Genomic DNA, 20144 nt, shown 5'->3' with positions numbered 1-20144 from the left:
TCATTACTTAAAACTTACATTTATAACATCCTAAGCAATCAATTCAGGCATTTATTCGTTTAAAAGAATCCAGCAGATAATTCATGAAAAGAAAAAAAGTTTTGATAATAGACGACGATGTATCGATACTTGAGGTGATGCAACTGGTAGTTAATGAGTTGGGATGCGAAACATACACTTTCCCGACCTGGAAGTCGGAAACCATCCAGGAGATCATAAATATTGCCCCCGACCTCATAATTCTGGATGAATGGCTCATTGGGGTTAAAGGCAGTGATCTCTGCATTATTTTGAAGTCAATAAACCAGTTAAGGCGAGTGCCCGTTATCCTGGTATCAGGCACCGAAGGTCTCGCCGAGATTGCGAGGAAATCGTTTGCTGATGGTTATGTAGAGAAGCCGTTTGATATTTCAGAGATAGAAGAAATTGTTATGAAGTTCTAAGGCTAGGGAAGCTCTTCCCTATTTCTGATATAGCGTTCTATTCTTAGCTTTGCAGGCTGATAAACAAACTCTATCAGCAAAACCATATGGGACTTTACACAATTGAAAACATCGACAATTATGTCAAACAAAAAATTGTGAAGATTGTTCTCATGCTGAGTTTACCCAATATTCCAGGATATCGTATATGGCGTTCTACTATGTTATTTATTTTAGTGTACACACTATTAATGAACGGTTTAATCCCAACTGGAGTATGGCTTTTAAATGAAAGGATGGACTGCCTGATAGTAGAGACCTCGTTTAAACTCTTTACTGAAAAAAGCATTTCTCTTTTATCCCTTATAGACTAATTCTTTATAATATATGAATTCAATATCAAACAGAAATAACGTTAAGGTAGTAGGTAATGGCGAAAAAGTAATGCTTTTTGCCCATGGATTTGGATGTGATCAAAATTCCTGGCAGTTTGTCACTGATGCTTTTAAAGACGATTACAAACTCGTGCTTTTTGATTATGTAGGTGCCGGAAAATCTGATCTCTCAGCTTACAGCTCTTCCAGGTACGGTCGGCTGGAAGGCTATGCACAAGACATTCTTGAAGTGTGCGACGAACTAAAACTGAATAATACGATCCTTGTTGGCCATTCAGTCAGTAGTATGATTGGGCTGCTTGCTGCCATAGAACAGCCTTCGTTCTTTAATAAGCTTGTTTTTGTAGGTCCCTCCCCAAGATATTTGAACGATGAAAATTACCATGGTGGATTTGAAAAGGCCGATCTGGAAGCCCTTTTTGAGTTTATGGACTCAAACTATTTGGGATGGTCTAGCCAGCTTGCACCGGCTATAATGGGAAATCCGGACAGACCAGAGCTTGGTGAATTTTTAACCAGTAGTTTTTGTTCAACCAATCCTGACATAGCACGAGAATTTGCCAGGGTGACCTTCTTTTCCGATAATCGCAAAGACTTGCAAAATCTTAAAGTTGAAAGTCTGACTCTGCAATGTAATGACGACATTATTGCACCCCTTAATATTGGATCCTACATTCTGGAAAACACTCCGTTAAATAAATTGCATATAATGGAGGCCAGCGGCCATTGCCCGCATATTAGTCACCCACAAGAGACTATCGCTGCAATAAAGGCATTTTTAAATTAAGGAAAATTGAGTTATAACGATATTGACAAAAAGCTTTTAGATACACTGATCGATCCGGAAGACCTGTATCAGAACGCTCCTTGTGGATATCTGTCCTTCTTGCCTGATGGAACTATAATTAAAGTGAATAAGACTTTAGCCAATTGGCTTGGATACGCATATGACGAAATTCTGTATAAAAAGAAGTTTACGGATTTAATCACCAAGGGCGGCGCTTTACACTTCGAAATGTTTTTCAGGCCCCTTATCAGCGCCAATGGATTAGTCAATCAGCTTAGTTATGATATTATAAAGAAAGACAAAGGCACCTTTCCTGTTTTTTTAAGTGCCGTTGCCAGCAAAACCACTGAAGGGAGGGTACAGGCAATCAATGCAACTCTCTATGATGTAAGAGAAAGGAAAATGTACGAACAGGAACTGCTCCTAGCAAAGGAAAAAGCAGACGCAGAACGGAAGCGCTTTGAGTTCCTTTCAGATTTTAATCCTGAGATCATATGGACTGCAAACAGTAATGGAGATATTGATTATGTCAACAAACGATATTATCAATACTTCAATACCCTGCAGTTCTCCACTAAGGAAGCACTGTTAAAAGTATACCCCCGCGATCGATTAAAACTACTGCGAATTTGGATAAACAGCATCCAGACGGGCAGCACCTTTACCGTTGAAATCCGTCTCGAAAATCATTCTGGAGCATATGAGTGGCATTTAATTAAAGCAGCTGTTTATATGGAAGAAAACGGCACAGCCGCACGATGGATAGGGTCCTGTACAAATATCGATGCTCAGGTTTTATCTATACAAAAAAGAGACGAGTTTATTAATATAGCAAGTCATGAGTTAAAAACTCCCATCACCAGTTTAAAAGCATATAACCAGATCCTTCAAAGGATGTCATTACCTTCTGCTGCAAACAGCTTCTTGTCGCGTGCTAACACATCCTTAAATTCCTTGCAATTCCTGGTTTCAACCTTATTAGACGTTTCTAAAATTGATTCAGGTCAACTATCTCTCAATCTTAGTTCTTTTTCAATGAAGGAAGTAGTGGAAGAAGCTGTTGAGCTGTTGTCTACAAGCTATCCCACCCACACTGTTATAAAAAACATGGATCTTCATAACCTGTACCTGGTTTATGCTGATCGGCAAAGGATAATGCAGGTGATCATCAACTTAATAAGTAATGCCATCAAATATTCACCGAATGCAGATCAGGTGGAGGTGTCACTAATAAGAAGTGAAAATGAAAAGCTTATAAAATTTGAGGTACGCGATTATGGGGCAGGTATTCCAGAAGATAAACTAGAACAGATCTTTGAAAAGTACTATCGGGTGAGTGATACCAAAAACAACAACAAAGCAACAGGACTTGGCCTGGGTCTATACATTATTCATAACATAATAAAACAACATCAAAGCAGGATTTTTGTAAGCAGCACCCTGAATAAAGGTAGCTGCTTTTACTTTTCACTTCCTGCTTCCAGCTAAAAGTTCCCAAGCGTAGTGTAAAGCCTGTCCATAGAAAGCTAATCAATATAGAGTGTTTTGAACCAAGTTCCTGTTAAGCTCTCGTTCAGCCTGAGGTATAGGCAACCTTCTGTGCTTTGATTCAATAAATCCTTTGGGAGCTAACATGTCTGCAGCCGTACCCCATCTTAGTAAATTGGGGAACAAACTTCCTTCCCTCTCCATTTCACTGGTCCAGGTTTCCCTCAGGATATTCATATTAACATCCGGTGCTTGTATCCCCTTTCTTTGCATCAGTACAGAGTATGTTGCCTGCGCAGCAACAGGATTTTGCAAAGCAAGATTAGCCTCAATATTCATCAGATAGACTTCAGTTAACCTCAAATAAGGTAACTTGTCACGATTCCAGAAATAGCTCTTTATATTTGTGCTCTTCTCAGCCGAGTCCTCCCAGATCATTTCCCTGTTAGTTGAAAAGATTTGATCAGGTGCTTCCAGTGCGTACTTGTTAGAATTAATCACCTGATTGGTAAAGTCCAAAACTTTTTGATAATCCTTTTCAAGCAATGCGGCTTTCGCCTGAAGTATTTTTATCGAAGTTTTATTTATCAGAGTTCGATCTGACGTATTTTCAGTAATTGATCTTGCTGCTGATTGTAGTTGTTCTGTAATATACCTGAAAACTGCTGGACGATTTGTATTGCTTTCTACCCATGGAACAGCATTTGATGTTTTTAGAGGAATATTTTCGTAATAAGTTAACAATTGCAAATACACATAAGCTCGCATCGCTTTTAACTGAGCATGTTTCTCACGCGAATCAGAAAGTAATTCGGGCAACTTTGCTTCCACTGCATTTACTCTCGTGATAGTATTATAGCCCTCACGCCATACGTTCAAAATAGCCTGATGGCTTGCATCGAATCGAAAGTTATCGATATCCCGATAAACATTCCTATAAGATTGAGGAATAGACTCAAGTTCTACATCATGGCTTATAAGGGCATCTAATACAACCAGTTTTTCATGCCAGTCAGAAAGACTTGTTTTAATTTCGGCAAGAGCAATAGGATATTCCATTTCAGTAAATCTCCGGGCAATTACCGCTGAGGTATTCTCTAAACTTACTTTTACAACATAGACCACCTGGTTGGTATTAGAAACAATTTCTTTTCCGCCAATAGCTATGTTGTTAATCCATAAATTATCGCCAATCCTGGAAATTCTTAACTGCTTTCCATTAAGCCCTGTAAGCATCTTGCCATCGGTCAGATCTGCCAACTTATATACCCCTTTAACAACGTGGTCTCTTATCACTGCATCTGAAAACCCAGCAGGAGTTTCTGTTTCCATTGTCGTCGCCTCTGGGGAGCCCTTGCTGGTCTGGAACTTATTAAAGGTATTAGAAACGTTATCTAAATCATCTAAGGGTGCAAACACGGTAATCCCTTCCGCCGTTTCTTCATTGCTTAAATTTACATTTTTAAGTGCGCTGGTGAAATCACTAATACTATCGGCTGAGCTTAGGCTAGTAGTCAGCTCAGTGATCAGGATTTCAGGATCGCGCTTGTTTTCTGGCTTATTCTCTGATTTCTTACAAGAAAACGTTATAAAGATAATAACTGCTAATAAGGGTCTAAGTCTCATAGTAATTTCAACGATTGGAAATCATGTTACACAACAAACTTATGGTTAATTTTTCTCTTTACAATACCAGCAGTTAAAAATTTTGCCCCAATATTAACCCGTGTAAATCTACTTAAGCGAATACATTTTAAGTTTTAAGGAGATTGGTGAATTAACTTCATAGTTTAAAAGCACGTTAGTACTATTCTTAAACTCTTGTGTAGTTTGCATCAGATGCTAAAAATTCCTCACCTTCAGGGCTAAGGTTATACATGATCATTTGTAAGATATTATCGGTTGGACACGGAATCTCGATTCGCCATCCCCAATCAGGATTATCCGGCACTTCATACGAACCGCCTAAGGCAATGTTACCTTGTTGATTGATTGTTCCATAACAATTCATTATTTTTCCACTCATGCCCCAGGAATCAACCCACGAGGCAGTAACTACTGCTTGTTTGTTGTTGTTGCCAATCAATAATAAACCATCCTGCTTAACACCTTCATGATGCCAGTCATAGCTCAGTTCCAGGAATTTGCCATTTGCAATGGATTTAATCCTCATGTTTGAAACGGAGATAAAATCAGGATTTGGTAACCAACTCAACACCAAACGGTATGTGCCCTGCCATTGCCCGATAAATTTGCTGTTTAAGTCCATTATTTTCATACTTAGTCTGTTTTTTAATCTTATTTTTCTCAGGCGCAGTCTGTATAATATATAAATATAACGAACGCTGATTGACCGGGTGTTAAGCTAAGCAATAACAGGATTTTATATTAAAAACGCCATGCTTTAAAAGCCATAGTTCTAAGGTTGGTTTCATGTTTAGGTTTTTATAATTTCTGAAAGGTACGTTCAAAAATAATAAAATGTTTGATAATGAGAGCGTGAGCACACAACTTGTGCAGGTTGATAAAACCCATAGGCCTATGCGTTTCACTTTACTTGATAGCCAGTTACGGAAGCAATGCCAGCTTGACTCGATTTTATATTTATACTGCCTGGTTGGGCGATGGCAACCACTCGCTTGAACAAGGATTGCCCTATGCGATTTTTCGTTATCTTCGCTATAATATCTATTGGTGGCGAAGAGTTTAGTCCACGAGCTCTTTTGCCATTTATAAAGCACCTTATATTGGCTAAATGGCGGTAATGGGAGTAATAATATAGATGAGTATCAACTTTTTAATAATTTATCTTATTAATAAATATGAACCCAGTCGTGCCTTCTTTAAATCGTTCTGTTTCTTTCCAAGCCTTTTCCCGGGAGGAGTTAGAGTTACGTGTACAGGAATTAACTGATTTTGTTGAAAACGCCTCATTACCTTTACATTGGGTAGATAGCAAAGGCATCATAATCTGGGCAAACCAGGCTGAGCTTGATATGTTGGGATACACCGCGGAAGAATACATAGGATCTCCAATCAGCCATTTTCATGCTGACCGCTTAGTTATCGAGAATATTTTAACACGTTTAGCTAATAATGAAACTTTGCATAATTATCCGGCCAGACTTCGCTGTAAGGATGGATCTGTAAAGCATGTTCTCATTAATTCCAATGTGTTCAGAAAGGAAGGTGAATTTATTCATACACGCTGCTTTACCAGGGACATCACAGTATTAAAGCAGGCGGAAGAAAGAAGTGCAAGGCTAGCTGCAATTGTTGAATCGTCAGAGGATGCTATCATAAGTAAAACACTTGACGGGATTATAACCAGTTGGAATAAAGCGGCAGAGCGTATTTTCGGCTATACGGAAAATGAGGTATTGGGGCGGCCTATCACTATACTCATTCCGAAAGATCGTTTGCAGGAGGAGGAATTGATAATAGGAAAAATCACCAAAGGCGAAAGCGTTGATCATTACGAAACTTACAGACTTACAAAAGAGGCAGCACATCTTCCTGTTGCATTAACCATATCTCCTGTGAAAGATGCAACTGGTATTATCACCGGCGCTTCTAAAATAGTACGCGACATTACGAAACAAAAGCTATTCGAAGCAAACTCGCAGAGACATGCTGAGCACCTGGAGGCGCTGAATACCATAGGTAGGAAGATTTCGGAACTTCTCGAAATAGATGAAATATTGCAGGAGGTTATAGATGCTACCGTTTTGGTAACAGGAGCCTCTTTTGGTGCATTTTTTTATTTAAACAATCAGCAAAAACATGGATTGCTGAGATCGGTTAAATTTGGAGGAACTGACAAAAAGATCTTCGAAAACTTTTACACCTGCAACCTGCCACTTTTCAACTCTTTGATATCTGATGACACCAAAGTGGAAACTTCTGTTACGCACAAAAAGGCCAGACATGAAATTAACGTTCAACTATCCGCTTTAATGGAAAACACTCTGCCGTTCGCCGGTTATTTGATCATTCCCTTAATTTCAAGAAATAATGGTGACGTTGGAGTGATGCTTTATGGTTATTCCAAAGGTCATGAATATATTGAGAATTATGAAAGTTTACTGACAGCTGTTGCGGCCCAGGCAAGTGTAGCCTTGGAGAAAGCAGAATTATATGAGGAAATCCGACGGCTTAACAACAAAAAAGATGAGTTTATTGGATTAGCTAGCCATGAATTAAAAACGCCCGTAACAAGTCTGCAAGGATACCTGCAGATTGTACATAGACGCCTGCCTGACAAGGACGAAAATAAAGAGTTTCTTCAAAAAGCGCTGAATCAAGCAGGAAAGCTTTCCCGTTTGATTTCAGATTTGCTTGACGTTTCTAAGATAGAAAGTGGTCAGCTAACATTAAATTACAGCACTTTCGATTTGATCCCTTTTTTAAAGGACTTGATAGACCTTTTGCAGTTTGCAGCGAAAACACATCGGATTGTATTAAAAGCCAATGTAAATCACTTGACAATTTCGGCAGATAAAATCAGAATAGAACAGGTTGTTACCAATTTGATTTCGAATGCTATCAAATACTCTCCAAAAGCAGATTTGGTTGAGTTATCTGTATCAACTTGCGATCCTAGTGTTGTTATTGCCGTACAAGATTTTGGCATTGGGATAAAGAAAGAAAACCAGGAACAAGTTTTTTCAAGGTTCTACAGAGTCGAAGAGCTGGCAGGACATATGTCAGGCCTGGGACTAGGCTTATTTATAAGCAGGGAAATCATCAGCCGCCATCATGGGAAACTATGGTTGAAAAGTGAACCAGAAAAGGGCTCTATATTTTCGTTTAAACTGCCTTTAACAGTTTAAATCTCATTTTTCATTCGTTGCTCGTGTAGATATTTTTTCACTGCTTACGCTAAAAAAAATCGGTTGGAAATGTTCTTAGTATTCAGCTTTACGGGTCCTGCTAAGAAATACCGGAAAGATTCGCCATAGCTTTTCGAAAGAAGGTGTAGCACATCTGACACTTTTTAAAAACTACCAATTGTCAGATCAAGTAGTGGCTATTACATTCCATGTTCTCTTGACAGGTTCATGCACTTAGGAGGAGAGCGGCTTAACAAAGGAATGGGATGGTGTATCCTTTCTTTTAGGAAGAAATTACTGTTGTTAGTGAACTTTCAATACTAAAAAAACAAGGGATTATGAAATTATTCTATTTAAAAGCTTAGTAACTTTTTACGGTGGCTAATGCCCCAATCCTTCATTGCATAAATGATCGGTGTTAAGGTATCTGCATAAGGCTCGTGAGTGTATGTAATTCTTACTGGATATTCCCCTATCACGGTTCTTTTAATAAGCTGGTGCTGCTCCAGCTCTTTTAACTCTTTAGCTAATACCTTTGGAGTAATACCTGGTATACTTTCCTGGATATCAACAAATCTATCATTGCCCACACCGATAGAGACAATTATCGGAATTTTCCACTTACCGCTCAGTACGTCCAAAAAATCCCGCACCGGCTTGATGGTGCTTATACAATCATTATAACCTCTCTTTACTGCCATAATTGTCTTTTGAAAATAACAAAGTGCTTTCCTTTAGGAAAGGACTATACAAAGTAAAGCATATTTTATGGAAGTTTGCATATTCGATTTATAGACATTTCATTATGGAAACAGTAACATCAGAAAGAATACAACCAGACACTTATACCTTTAAAGAAGTATTGCTTTTAAGAAAATCATGTCGGGGCTTTTTACCAACACCAGTGTCAGGTGACATGATTACCTCCGTTTTGGAAGACGCGCAAATGGCACCGTCCAATTGCAATACACAACCATGGGAAACGCATATCGTTTCGGGAGACAAGCTCAAAGAACTTTCTGAGGCTCTCGTAAGAGCAAACAAGGCAGGAAGGTTCTCGCCGGATTTTAGCTTTGATACGGATGACTATCACGGTCGTTACCAGGAACGCTACTTTAACCTGGGTAAGACAATGTATGAGGCATTTGATGTTAGACGTGATGACAAAGAAGGCCGAAAAGAAGTTTCAGATCAAAATTATAAATTCTTTAATGCCCCACATGTTGCTATCCCTTTCATGCCATCTTTTGGTGACAATGTTCGTGTAGGTGGAGATATAGGCATGTATGGGCAAACGTTTCTCTTATCCCTTACAGCGCACGGCCTTGCAGGTATCCCGCAGACAGCCCTGGGTTTTTTCGCTGGAACCATAAGAGAAATATTAAACGTGCCAAGCGAACTTAAAATGTTGTTCGGGATTTCATTCGGCTATGCCGACCCAGATGCGCCAGGCAACTCGTTTAGATTAGGGCGTGATCCAATTTCGCACAATGTGACTTTTCATCGATAAAATAGGGAGCCTATCTGTGCTCCGGAACAATAAGGAATTGACCTGCGGGTTTAAAATTGAAATCTTAAAATAAAAAGATATGAAAATAGGAATAGTTGGAACAGGTTCCATAGGGAGCATTTTGGCAGAGAGATTATCTCAAGCCGGGCATCATATAAAAGTAACCAATACCAGGGCAATGCCTGAATTGGAAAAAATTGCTGCCAGCTTGGGTGCAACTGCTGCAACCATACAAGATGTTGTGAAAGATGTAGATGCCATCATCTTTTCTATGCCATTTAATGCTTATAAACATCTGCCCAAAGACTTATTGAAAGAGGTACCTCAGGATGTAATAGTTATGGATACTTCGAACTACTATCCTTTCAGGGATGGTGAGATAGCTGAATTAGAGCAAATGTCCGAAAGCGAATATATATCTGGGATACTGAATCGCCCGCTTGTTAAAGTGTTTAATAATATTCTGGAATATACCTTAAAACACCATGGCAAAGCAGCCGGTGCAAACGATCGAATAGCCATTTCTATAGCCGGCGATAACGAGGAACATAAGAAACTAGTTGCTCAACTGGTTGATCTTACAGGTTTCGATACTGTGGATGCAGGAAAGCTGGCCGAATCCTGGAAACAGCAGCCAGGCACGCCAGCCTATTGCACGGAGCTGAATGAAGCAGAATTAAAACAGGCCCTTGCCAACGCTGAAAAAGAAAAAGCCCCTGCGATCCGGGACCTTATCATGGACAACCTAAGAAGTAAGAGCGCCTGGCCTTCCTACGAAGAAATTTTAGCTGGTAACCGATTACATCAAATGGGAATTAAGTAGATTAAATATCGTTAAAGCTAACACAATGAAGATATTATATACAGCAGCAGCCACAGCTACCGGAGGTAGAAATGGCCAGGTAAAAAGTGATAATGGAGTTTTGGATATACAGGTAAGAGCACCCAAAGCAATGGGCGGTGCAAATGATGACTATACTAATCCAGAACAATTATTTGCAGCCGGTTACGCTGCTTGTTTTGATAGTGCGCTAAACCATACCATCCGCTTAGAAAAAGCAAAGACTGGCGAAACTTCAGTCACTGCAAAAGTGTCAATTGGCCCTCTCGAAGGTGGTGCATTCGGACTGGCAGTTGAACTTGCGGTAAATATTTCAGATGTTTCTATTGAAGAAGCGCAACGACTCACTGAACGTGCACATCAGGTATGCCCCTATTCCAATGCCACCAGGAATAACATCGAGGTAAGCCTTGTTACGACAAATAGTTAAAATAATGACAACCCGAGATATTGCTTATTCCATTTTAGAATTGGCACTTGTGCCCGAGGGCAGCACCATCAAACAAACGCTGAACAATTCCCTGGCTTTGGCCAAAGAAGCAGAAGCGCTGGGTTATAAGAGGATCTGGTTTGCTGAACATCACAATTCGGAACATGTCGGCAGCAATGCGCCGTCACTATTGATCGGCTACGTGGCCGAAAACACCGAAACCATCAGAGTCGGTTCGGGCGGCATCATGCTTCCTAACCATTCGCCCTTAGTGATTGCTGAGCAGTTTGGCACCCTGGCACATCTGTATCCAGGCCGAATCGATTTGGGTTTGGGCAGGGCGCCAGGTACCGACACGGCAACTGCCCAGGCTATCCGGTCCGACTTTATGCAAGCTGCTCATATCTTTCCTAAAGAAATTGAGAAAATTCAAACTTTCTTTTCTCCTGGTAATAGTGATTCAAAAGTGAGGGCAGCTATCGCCGAGGGTACAGATGTACCCCTTTATATATTAGGATCAAGCACCGACAGCGCACACCTCGCAGCCAAGAAAGGCTTGCCTTATGCATTTGCAAGCCACTTTGCCTCTACGCATTTACTTGAGGCTCTGCATATTTACCGCGAAGAATTCCAGCCGTCTTCAGTTTTGGAGAGCCCTTACACTATAGCCGGTGTTAATGTATTTGTTGCAGATACAGATGAACAAGCCGAGCGTTTATTTACCACGCTGATCAGGATGTTCGTTGGCGTATTGACCGGAACTCCGACCGCACTGCATCCGCCAACAGCCATGACTGATGAATTGAGAGGTATGCTGCAGCACCCTGCAGTGCATCAAATGCTGAAATACTCCTTTGTGGGCAGTAAGCAAACCGTAAAAAAGCAAGTTCAGGCATTTTTAAACGAGACTAAAGTAGATGAACTCATCGTGGTAACTGCGACGCATAGCCTGAAAGACCGGGTAAAGTCGGTTCAGCTTTTTTCAGAAGTTTTGAATGATATCAATGCAGAAGCTTCTCGTGCTCATCAAACGGTTTTAAAATGAGCGAAAGAAAAAAATTAAAGCTGGCTGCAAATATTGATGGCACTGGCTGGAACTTTGTGGGCTCGCAGCATCCAGACATGCCGTCGGAAGCCAGCATTTAGAAAAGTAGGATAAAGATCATTAAACAATAAGATTATAAATAAAAAGCTAACCCAAATGGAAAATAAGCAAAATCCAACGGTACTTATCTTAGGTTCCAGCGGAACAATCGGGAGTCAACTGGTTAAAGACCTCGAAGATAAACCTGTTAACGTTCGGATCACTTCCCGTAAGCGGAACAAGGTAGAGCAAATGGTAGCGGAAGGGAAAGACTGCAAGTTTCTTGACCTTGATGATCCGAAAACATTTGCATTTGCTCTTGCCGGTGTTGATAGAGTATTTCTTTTAACGGGGTACACGGTTGGCATGCTCACGCAGAGTAAAACGTTAGTGGATGCTGCGAAAAAAGCAGGCGTTAGTCATATCGTACATGTTGGCGTATTTGCTGAATGGGATACTACAGACGCTCACTTTGCCTGGCACCAGATGATCGAAAAATACATTGAGGCGAGCGGTATTGCCTGGACACACCTCCATCCGAATATGTTTATGGAAGCCCTTACAAGTGCTTATTTGCCAAAAAATCTCACCTACACCACTTATTGGGAAGATCGCAGGGTAGGGTACATTGCTTCAAGTGATATAGCTGCCGTTGCGTCAAAAGTTCTTGTAGACGGACCTGGGCGGCACGCCGGTAAAGATTATTGGTTGAGTGTAGAGAGCTATAATGGAAAAGAAATCGCCCGGCTGATGAGTGAGGTTACCGGACTTGAAATTAGGTGCGAAGAAAAAGGTCTTGAAGAGTTTACAGAACTGATTGAAGCATGGATAGCTAACGGTGCTGACAATTGGTACGCAAGTGCAAACATTGAATTTGTCAGGCAAATGCTTGATGGAAGAATGTCATATATGTCGATGGTTCAAAATGATATTCCGTACATCCTTGGCAGACCAGCAAAAAGAGTCCGCGAGTATCTAGCTGAAAACAAAGAAGTACTGGTAGCTTCGGCTAATCAAAAACAGTAGATCTACTTCTGCTCACAGGCTAATCATTCCGCCTGTGAGCACGAACTTAGAAATAAATCCATCACGCTAATTTCTTAGATTGATCACATCCAGGTAAAAACAAGAAACTGGCAGTCGGATTGGTAACGAGCAAATTGAATTTCTTTGAATTTACTTGATTGAAATTTTACAAAAAACCCTGTAAATGGGTGTATTTACAGGATTTTTAGATTTTGTTGCACTTGTTTGTACTTGTTTGGAAGGTACTTCATGCGCCCACCTGAACGCGAACCAGGGACCAAAAGAATATGATTCTTCTAGCCTAACCATCCTGTCTTACAGAAGCAGTTTACGAACTATTTTTGCAACCACGGTTACGTATTGTTTAATCCACAGGCGTCAATTAAGGTCTTCAGCTTGGCTATCAGCTTCAACGGCAAGTTCCATTACATAACCAAACATAAAGGCATCGATCATAGAAAGCGCATAATCGCGATCGATAGGCAACCTATCGGGTGTCAATACATCTTCATCGATATATTTTTCTGCATCCCACATTTTACGGACCAATTCGGGATTTTCAGGCTCGATGCTCTCAAAGACCCTCTCGAAACTAGAGTTGGCCGCTTTGATAAATTCCATCTTATCTGCTGAAGCCAATGGCAAAGCAGAAATCTGCACAGAACTTTTATTTTTCATTTTCTCTTCTTTTGGTTTAACAATTAGATTATTTTTTGATAAATTTTCTTTTTTCCTCCCTATCCGGTAATCTAAACCATCACTTTGATGGCCATCCCGCTCGTCAAAGACCGCTTTGAAGATGTCCAGTTTAAACTCGTCGTCGAACTCGAAACCTTTATCACGTTCTTCAACCGAAATATAGATCTCCCATTCTATAACACTGATCTTATGCATGTTGTCAAATAGAAGTTTCGATAACTCTAATGCAAAAGGAGAAGCTTTGAGCATATCTGTCCATTTTCTAGATCCAGCCAATCGCGCAATGTAGTGTTGAGCTTTCATTAGGGTAAAGTTGTCTTCATCGATATCAAAATCGAGAGCCAGTGCTTCTACATCGAAAAACTTTGGCGCATACTCATAAAGGTCGTGGCCATAAGCGGGATCGAAATAACGTTTTTGGGTTTTAAATCTTTGTGAAGATTTTTTGCTTGGAGTTTGAAGTACTCAATTGTTTTCATAATACATTCCTGTTATGCCAACTAACTATCCAGAGTTTTGCGTTCGTAATCTTGTTTGGATAATAAGCAGGCAGGTTTGCATTATTAACCTATTGGCCGATGAAATCTTTGCACGAACGGGCAAGCTTGCCAACAAGCATATACAATTATAGATATAAAAATTGTAATTTCAATACCTAGATTTATTTTACAAATGTGTTTGGATATCTTAGTGTATGAGCATTTGTTACGGCCTACCATAATAACAAGCACGGTGATCGTTTATAAAGTGATCATCAAATTTAGAATTTAAGATCATATGACCGGAAGTTAGACGGGCTATTGGGGACTTTAATCTTTCTTAAGGATACGAAAAAAAATTGTAAAGCAAATGAGAGCAAACAGCAAAGGCAACATACTTGAATCAGCTACAATTCTTCCAGCGGCAGAATATACCGCCTACACACAATTAAGATCTTGATCCTTGCCAGGTGTATTTATTTATTGTTTCGGTGATTTGAAACGAGTTAATAGCACCGAATAAAAAGATAAAGCCACTCCATGATCGGAAGTGGCTTTATCTCTAACAAATTGGGCTAATGTTTGATAACGATTTGCTTTTTAATCACATTTTCACCTTGGAAGATATGTAGAAAGTAAGTGCCGTTCGGTACATCAGCCACAGGCAGTGATAACCGTTTCACGTCAGCTTCTGTCCTTCCTTGCTTTAAGATATTCCCTTCGGAATTCAATAACTTCACTTCGAAATCATGATCGATTGGTCGCCTCTGTCCGTTTGCCTGTCTTGAAACATTGTCGTTTTGGTAACCAACTATTAGTTCGGTATTTGCAGGATTAGGATAGGCAGCGATCCGGCTAAATTCATTATCACAATTAACTACCGTAACATCCCAGGAAGCTTCAGAGTCATAAGACATTGCACATGGCCCTCCACTTAAATAGGCAAGTACCTGGCCATCACCTAGCCTGAGGTCTTTTGGTAGACGTAACCAGCCTGATTTTGTTGTCACCGGAATCTGATTCTGATAGTAGACACCTTGTTCATAATTCACTAGGTAATAATGCAGGTTGACAGGAAACGCTGGTTGTTCAGAGACCTTCCAGAACAGGATATTGTCAAACAAACCACCAAACATACCAACTCCACCTTCAATGGTACAAAGCTTTTCTGCATAACAACCTTCCTCGCAATAAGCTTCGATTTGTACAGAATATGGCATCCCACCAATTAGGGTTTTAGATATTTGCCTTGTTCCACCCGCGTTTCTTACCGTAGCAGTTAAAGTTAAGGCACCATTGACGTATGTATTTAGGCTGATCTGACTATTTGATAATGAAATTATGTTGCCAGGGCCGCTCCATGTTACTACTGCATCCGAAGGCACACCCAAAATAGTGAAAGTCGACCCAACCCCCGGACAAATATGGGCTGGACCAACAATCGAGAGATCAGCACACATCAGGGTACTGTTAACAGCGGTGGGATAATTATTGGAACTGGTACTGGCAGCAAGAATTTCGGACGCAATCCAATCCCCGTTTCGTTGCTTGATTGATGTATGGATTTCATTTGCAATAGAACCTTCGTTATATTCTGTTATAAAGTTAACGAATGGAGAGCTCTTAACTCCGGTAGGTGGGGAGGCTCCGATATATTTTGTTGTATAATCTGCCCTGGTAAGAGTAACTGCACCCCTGCCAATATCTAAAGCACTAGTAACCGGAATGAAACCAAATGTTGGAACGTGTGAAGCTGATATGTTATACTTGTAGAACCAATTTTGCGAGCTACTGCTGTTTATGTCAAACCCTGTGTTATAAACTCCTCCCGGAAAACTTTCATATGAGTGATGATTTGAAGGCGCATTAAAACTTTTGTTTGTGATGTTTATTGTAACAGGTATGAACCATAGTACTTTTTTTCTGATCCACATTCTGTTATAGTAAACCCTGTTGCCTCCGCCCTCAGAAGTATGGTTGACCTGAAGATCAATATTCAAATCGGTACTTCCAGGTAAGATACCGAGCAAAAAAGACGGTTGACCCGTAAAAACCGTTGCTACAGGAAATGCTACTTGACTCACTAGATCCCCCAAGAAACGGGTACTTGCTTTCCCTTGTATACTTAGCACCAGTTCATTTGGGGGGGCATTTTGAAGGGATGCGCATTCTGACCCATTACTTACAGCAACAAGTCTTAGTGGACTACCACTAATGCCTTGAGGATATCCCAAATTTCGTAATTCCGTTTGCCAGGTATTGTGTACGCTATTGTCAATCTGGTGATTTGAATTGACATAATCAATAAGCATCTGGCGTGCAGCATCAGTGCTTGCTAGGTTTAACATTTCATTTGGGCTCGCGCCTCCATCGAGAAACTGGACTATTTCAGCTGTAGTTGCTGTAATACCGGTTTTTACGTACAAATTTCTCAAATGTCTTGCTAAATGCTGGTACCCGAGAGGCACATTTGCGCCCTGATGTGGAGTATCATAGCTGATAAATAAGTTTGTTTGATGATTCTCCCCTTGATTTTCCATCTCCTTAAGCGCCCATCGGGTTCCAAACCACCCATACTTTGCCCGATGATGATATTTTTAGCTGTGCTACCAGACTCAGTCTTCCAGGCATTCACGCGTCTAATCACTTCTTTTAATAATTGTGCATTTCGCTTGAGATTGTCTGTGCCTTTTTTCCAATCCACATATATTATGTCGTATTGAGGAAGGTTTAACAAGATGTTCTTTAAATCTGATGCATCACCATTAATATCACTTAAAAATCCATAAATCCCAGTTATCCCGTCTTTGCTTTCTGGATTAGTTATATGTCCAGGATCAAATCCTTCTACTACAATTAGTGGCTTCTGCAGACCTGCATTATCATTTGCGTATTTAATAGTGACAAATCCGCTAGCTGATTGTCCTTCAAAGGAATTTGGGGAAGTAATCTGCATTTGTGCCATATTAGCCGGAAGAGATGAAATGGTTTGAGTCCTCATTTCATTGTTAGGTTCCTCAGCATTGTCAGTAACAAGAATCTTAAAATGAGATTGCAGCACTTCGCCCGTATTGAGGGTAACCTTCATCTTTATTGTTTTTTCTCCAGCGGTAGCGTAAGTCACCTCATAAGCATTTATTGGTCCTGAAGGAATTTGGCGGTAACCAAAGCCATCTCCCGCGTCAATTCGGAAACTGCTTGGATCAAACGAATTACCTTCAATAAGTGAAGTGCGAAGGACAATGTTATGAGACAACCCTCTAAACTCAGAGACAAAGGGACTCACAGCAAATAGTGTTTTAATCTGGTAGGGATCCTGCCAATTTCCATTAACATATTTATCACGTAAAGAATTTCCAACCTGCGAGATTAAGTTTTCAATTAACGCATCTTCTCTAACCTTCGCATATTTACAAACTAATCCCGTCAAAAGGATTGTTCCTGGCTCCCGATAAGGAAGCGCTTGACTCTCCAGTGCGTTGATTGTACGAATGTTGAAATTATTTACACGCATTGAGCGGTAGGTTTGATATATCGCCTGAAACTCCTTCCAATTTACGGAGTTACTGTCAGCCAAAACGCTACCTTCATAGTTTGTTAGCTGCGCTTGCTCGAAAGCTATATCGTATAAAAGCCCATGAGGAACCCGGTTGGTTTCCAGGGAACCAAAAATGGCAGACATCTGATCGAAAAAAGCTGTCGATATCTCTTGTTGTGCTGTGGATTTATTAGCAGCAAAGAAAATAAAGAATAGGCAAGGGATAAGCTGTTTAGGTAAGTTTAGTTTCATATATTCTACATGTAGTTTTTTTATCTTGAATTAATAGGGTGTTGTACACCAGATCCGGTGACTTTTGACATGCGAGGTTTTCTTCTAATGATGCATATCAAACCGCCCTTCCCTGACCTCGACTTTTTCTCCGAACTGGTTTGTAGCATTAAACGAGAAGATTCCGGTGATGATACGGTTTGCAAGATCAAGTTTTGTGATCTTTAGTTTCCCTTTCTCAGCAGGATCGATTTTGTAGGTTTTCGCATCCTTGCCATAAGGCCATTCAACATACTGTACTGAAATCTCTGAATCTATATCTGTTGACCCGAGATCATGTTCACCAACAGAAAGAGGCTTATTTTTAGAATTAAAGTAAACACTTCGGTAGGGTTGTGTTCTGTCGTTATATGCACTTAAATGAAAGGAATAGTTAAATACAGGATCGTGGCCATAATTACAACTTAGTATGTTGGCAAGTCCGCCGACTTTTTTTCCTGGTAAAAATAATTTACCATTAATCAGGCATCCGAAAGTGTTCTTGCCTTCCTGGGTTATCGGCGGCAAATCGTCGATTGGATTTTCACTGGGTTTCTTTTTACAAGCTGTTACCGATAGTGCCACTATCAAACAGATAAATAAGCATTTAAGGTTGTGGTTCATATATAAATTTTAATTAAATAATTGTATGGCAAATAATGAGGCGAGAAATCTGGAGCCCGTCCTATTTTTGTAAAGCTTTCATTTTGAGCGAAAGTTGAGGAAGCAACAAAAATATTGGAGGATTTAGAGGAGGTGCTAGGTTAGGCATTTTTCAATAGTTTAACAACGATGTCTACATTAGTATCATGACGATGCAAATAAAACATTCAACGTTAAGGGAAACTAAATCATATATTATGAAATTATAAACTAGGTGGAACGGGTCGTTGCTTCAGAACTGTAAAAATCTTGAAAAAGATCCCGGCATTTACAGTTGCCCTATGGAAACGAAGCAGATGTGTGAAAATAAAAAGCCGTTTCCTCTTCCAGAAAACGGCTTTTTTTATACGTTATGAAATACTTAATCCATTACCAACTCTGCAAGAGCCTCTTTTGTAAACCCTTTCAATTCATCGGTACGATGCTCCCTGATCTTTTGAACCCAGTTAGGATCAGACAATAAAGGTCTTCCCACAGCCACAAGGTCAAAATCCCCACGGTCCATCCGGCGAAGCAATTCATCAAGTGAACTTGGCTGAGAGCTTTCTCCGGCGAAAGCCGCCAGAAACTCGCCGGTCAATCCCACAGAACCAACACTGATAGTAGCTTTACCACTTACTTTTTTAACCCATCCTGCAAAGTTAAGGTCGGAGTCTTCAAATTCAGGTTCCCAAAAACGACGCTGAGAACAATGGAACAGGTCGATTCCTGCTTCAGATAGTGGATTTATCCATGATTCCAGCTCCTGGGGATTCTTTGCCAGCTTATTGGTATATGCAGAAGGCTTAAATTGTGACAGGCGGATTATTAAAGCAAAGTCCTCTCCTACCTGTCTGCGCACTTCTTTGATCACCTCTACTGCAAAACGGGTACGTTCTGCTAAGGTATTACCGCCCCAGATATCGGTACGCTTATTGGTCTCTTCCCAGAAAAACTGGTCGATCAGATAGCCGTGCGCTCCGTGGAGCTCCAGGCTATCGAAGCCCAAACGTTTTGCTGCAGCAGCGGCTTTTCCAAAGGCAGCAATGGTATCCGCGATATCCGCATCGCTCATTACATTCCCGTTTACAACACCGGGTCTACCCATGCCGGAAGGTCCTTCAAACGGAGAAGAGGGTAGCCATCCGGAATGATGCTGATCCATAATGCCCATATGCCAGATCTGTGGAGCCATACTTCCTCCCGCTTCGTGCACATTGCTGATCACATTTTGCCATCCGGCTAAAGCCTGATCATCATAAAAATGCGGCACATTAGGGTCGTTTGACGATGCCGGACGATCAATTACCGTCCCCTCTGATAAAATAAGTCCCACCTCTCCTTCGGCTCTCTTGCGATAGTACGCAGCAACTTCCGGGGTTGGTATACCCTGGGGAGAAAATGAACGCGTCATTGGAGCCATCACAATACGGTTCTTAATATTTAAAGATTTCAGGTTAAAGGGCCTGAATAAGATGTCTGTGTTCATTTTTCTAAATTAAATGTCTGATTGAATAAGCTGGCTTAATGCGGCAAATGCCTCATCATTCCTTTTGTAATACGTCCACTGCCCTACCCGGGTGGATTTAACGAGTCCGGCCCGCATCAGCAGGTGTCACTTCCTAAAAAAGCTATACACAAAAACAGTGTATGGAACAGAAAGAAACGTTTGTAAATCGAGAGAACAAAGGTCAGCCGTTT

General features: G+C 40.6%; 17 protein-coding genes. 9 read left to right on the top strand and 8 right to left on the bottom strand.

Annotated elements, in window-relative coordinates:
- The first annotated feature begins 83 nt into the window (after nt 1-83).
- From J3P37_RS04920 to J3P37_RS04910, 3 genes are all read left to right on the top strand, one after another.
- Nucleotides 84-443, top strand: a complete 360-nt coding sequence (locus J3P37_RS04920) for a response regulator (RefSeq protein ID WP_256009906.1) — start codon at nt 84-86, stop codon at nt 441-443.
- A 366-nt stretch (nt 444-809) separates the two neighbouring features.
- Nucleotides 810-1604, top strand: coding sequence for an alpha/beta fold hydrolase (locus J3P37_RS04915; protein ID WP_256009905.1), 795 nt, complete (start codon nt 810-812; stop codon nt 1602-1604).
- Between the two features lie 6 nt (nt 1605-1610).
- Nucleotides 1611-3092: a sensor histidine kinase gene (locus J3P37_RS04910; RefSeq protein WP_256009904.1), complete on the top strand. Its 1482-nt coding sequence runs from the start codon at nt 1611-1613 to the stop codon at nt 3090-3092.
- Between the two features lie 42 nt (nt 3093-3134).
- On the opposite strand, the gene J3P37_RS04905 is transcribed toward J3P37_RS04910, so the two are convergent.
- Nucleotides 3135-4718 (bottom strand): fasciclin domain-containing protein, encoded by a 1584-nt coding sequence (locus tag J3P37_RS04905; RefSeq protein ID WP_256009903.1) that lies wholly within the window; start codon nt 4716-4718, stop codon nt 3135-3137.
- Between the two features lie 187 nt (nt 4719-4905).
- A complete protein-coding gene (locus J3P37_RS04900) occupies nt 4906-5370 on the bottom strand; it encodes a DUF1579 family protein (protein ID WP_256009902.1) in 465 nt (154 codons plus the stop codon).
- Nucleotides 5371-5914: 544 nt separating this feature from the next.
- Between J3P37_RS04900 and J3P37_RS04895 the strand changes: the two genes are divergently transcribed.
- A complete protein-coding gene (locus J3P37_RS04895; RefSeq protein WP_256009901.1) occupies nt 5915-7924 on the top strand; it encodes a PAS domain S-box protein in 2010 nt (669 codons plus the stop codon).
- 353 nt (nt 7925-8277) lie between these two features.
- Here the strand turns inward: J3P37_RS04895 and J3P37_RS04890 are convergent, their stop codons facing one another.
- Nucleotides 8278-8625 (bottom strand): winged helix-turn-helix transcriptional regulator, encoded by a 348-nt coding sequence (locus tag J3P37_RS04890; protein WP_256009900.1) that lies wholly within the window; start codon nt 8623-8625, stop codon nt 8278-8280.
- Nucleotides 8626-8729: 104 nt separating this feature from the next.
- Between J3P37_RS04890 and J3P37_RS04885 the strand changes: the two genes are divergently transcribed.
- The 5 genes from J3P37_RS04885 (at nt 8730) to J3P37_RS04865 (ending at nt 12815) form a co-directional block, all read left to right on the top strand.
- On the top strand, nt 8730-9434 hold the full coding sequence (locus J3P37_RS04885) for a nitroreductase (RefSeq protein WP_256009899.1): 705 nt from the start codon (nt 8730-8732) through the stop codon (nt 9432-9434).
- 79 nt (nt 9435-9513) lie between these two features.
- Nucleotides 9514-10257: an NADPH-dependent F420 reductase gene (locus J3P37_RS04880; protein ID WP_256009898.1), complete on the top strand. Its 744-nt coding sequence runs from the start codon at nt 9514-9516 to the stop codon at nt 10255-10257.
- A 25-nt stretch (nt 10258-10282) separates the two neighbouring features.
- Nucleotides 10283-10705, top strand: a complete 423-nt coding sequence (locus J3P37_RS04875; protein WP_256009897.1) for an organic hydroperoxide resistance protein — start codon at nt 10283-10285, stop codon at nt 10703-10705.
- A gap of 4 nt (nt 10706-10709) precedes the next feature.
- On the top strand, nt 10710-11750 hold the full coding sequence (locus tag J3P37_RS04870) for an LLM class flavin-dependent oxidoreductase (protein WP_256009896.1): 1041 nt from the start codon (nt 10710-10712) through the stop codon (nt 11748-11750).
- A gap of 156 nt (nt 11751-11906) precedes the next feature.
- Nucleotides 11907-12815 carry an NmrA family NAD(P)-binding protein gene (locus J3P37_RS04865; RefSeq protein ID WP_256009895.1) on the top strand — a complete coding sequence of 303 codons (909 nt, stop codon included), beginning with the start codon at nt 11907-11909 and terminating at the stop codon, nt 12813-12815.
- Between the two features lie 378 nt (nt 12816-13193).
- Here J3P37_RS04865 and J3P37_RS04860 read toward each other — a convergent pair whose 3' ends face one another.
- The 5 genes from J3P37_RS04860 to J3P37_RS04840 all read right to left on the bottom strand — a co-directional run bounded on the left by J3P37_RS04860 (nt 13194) and on the right by J3P37_RS04840 (nt 19932).
- Nucleotides 13194-13817, bottom strand: a complete 624-nt coding sequence (locus J3P37_RS04860; protein ID WP_256009894.1) for a hypothetical protein — start codon at nt 13815-13817, stop codon at nt 13194-13196.
- A 751-nt stretch (nt 13818-14568) separates the two neighbouring features.
- Complete coding sequence (locus J3P37_RS04855) at nt 14569-16533, bottom strand: T9SS type A sorting domain-containing protein (RefSeq protein WP_256009893.1); 1965 nt, start codon at nt 16531-16533, stop codon at nt 14569-14571.
- On the bottom strand, nt 16437-17783 hold the full coding sequence (locus tag J3P37_RS04850; protein ID WP_256009892.1) for an alpha/beta hydrolase family protein: 1347 nt from the start codon (nt 17781-17783) through the stop codon (nt 16437-16439). Before J3P37_RS04850 ends, J3P37_RS04855 begins: the two co-directional genes overlap by 97 nt.
- Nucleotides 17784-17867: 84 nt before the next feature.
- Nucleotides 17868-18425, bottom strand: a complete 558-nt coding sequence (locus J3P37_RS04845; RefSeq protein ID WP_256009891.1) for a Riean_0653 family protein — start codon at nt 18423-18425, stop codon at nt 17868-17870.
- Nucleotides 18426-18825: 400 nt separating this feature from the next.
- Complete coding sequence (locus tag J3P37_RS04840) at nt 18826-19932, bottom strand: NADH:flavin oxidoreductase (protein WP_256009890.1); 1107 nt, start codon at nt 19930-19932, stop codon at nt 18826-18828.
- Nucleotides 19933-20144 lie beyond the last annotated feature (212 nt).

The organism is Desertivirga xinjiangensis (assembly GCF_024436435.1).
GTDB lineage: Bacteria > Bacteroidota > Bacteroidia > Sphingobacteriales > Sphingobacteriaceae > Desertivirga > Desertivirga xinjiangensis.
The sequence above is the reverse complement of the archived record's forward strand: the minus strand, read 5'-3'. Positions and strand labels throughout refer to the sequence as shown.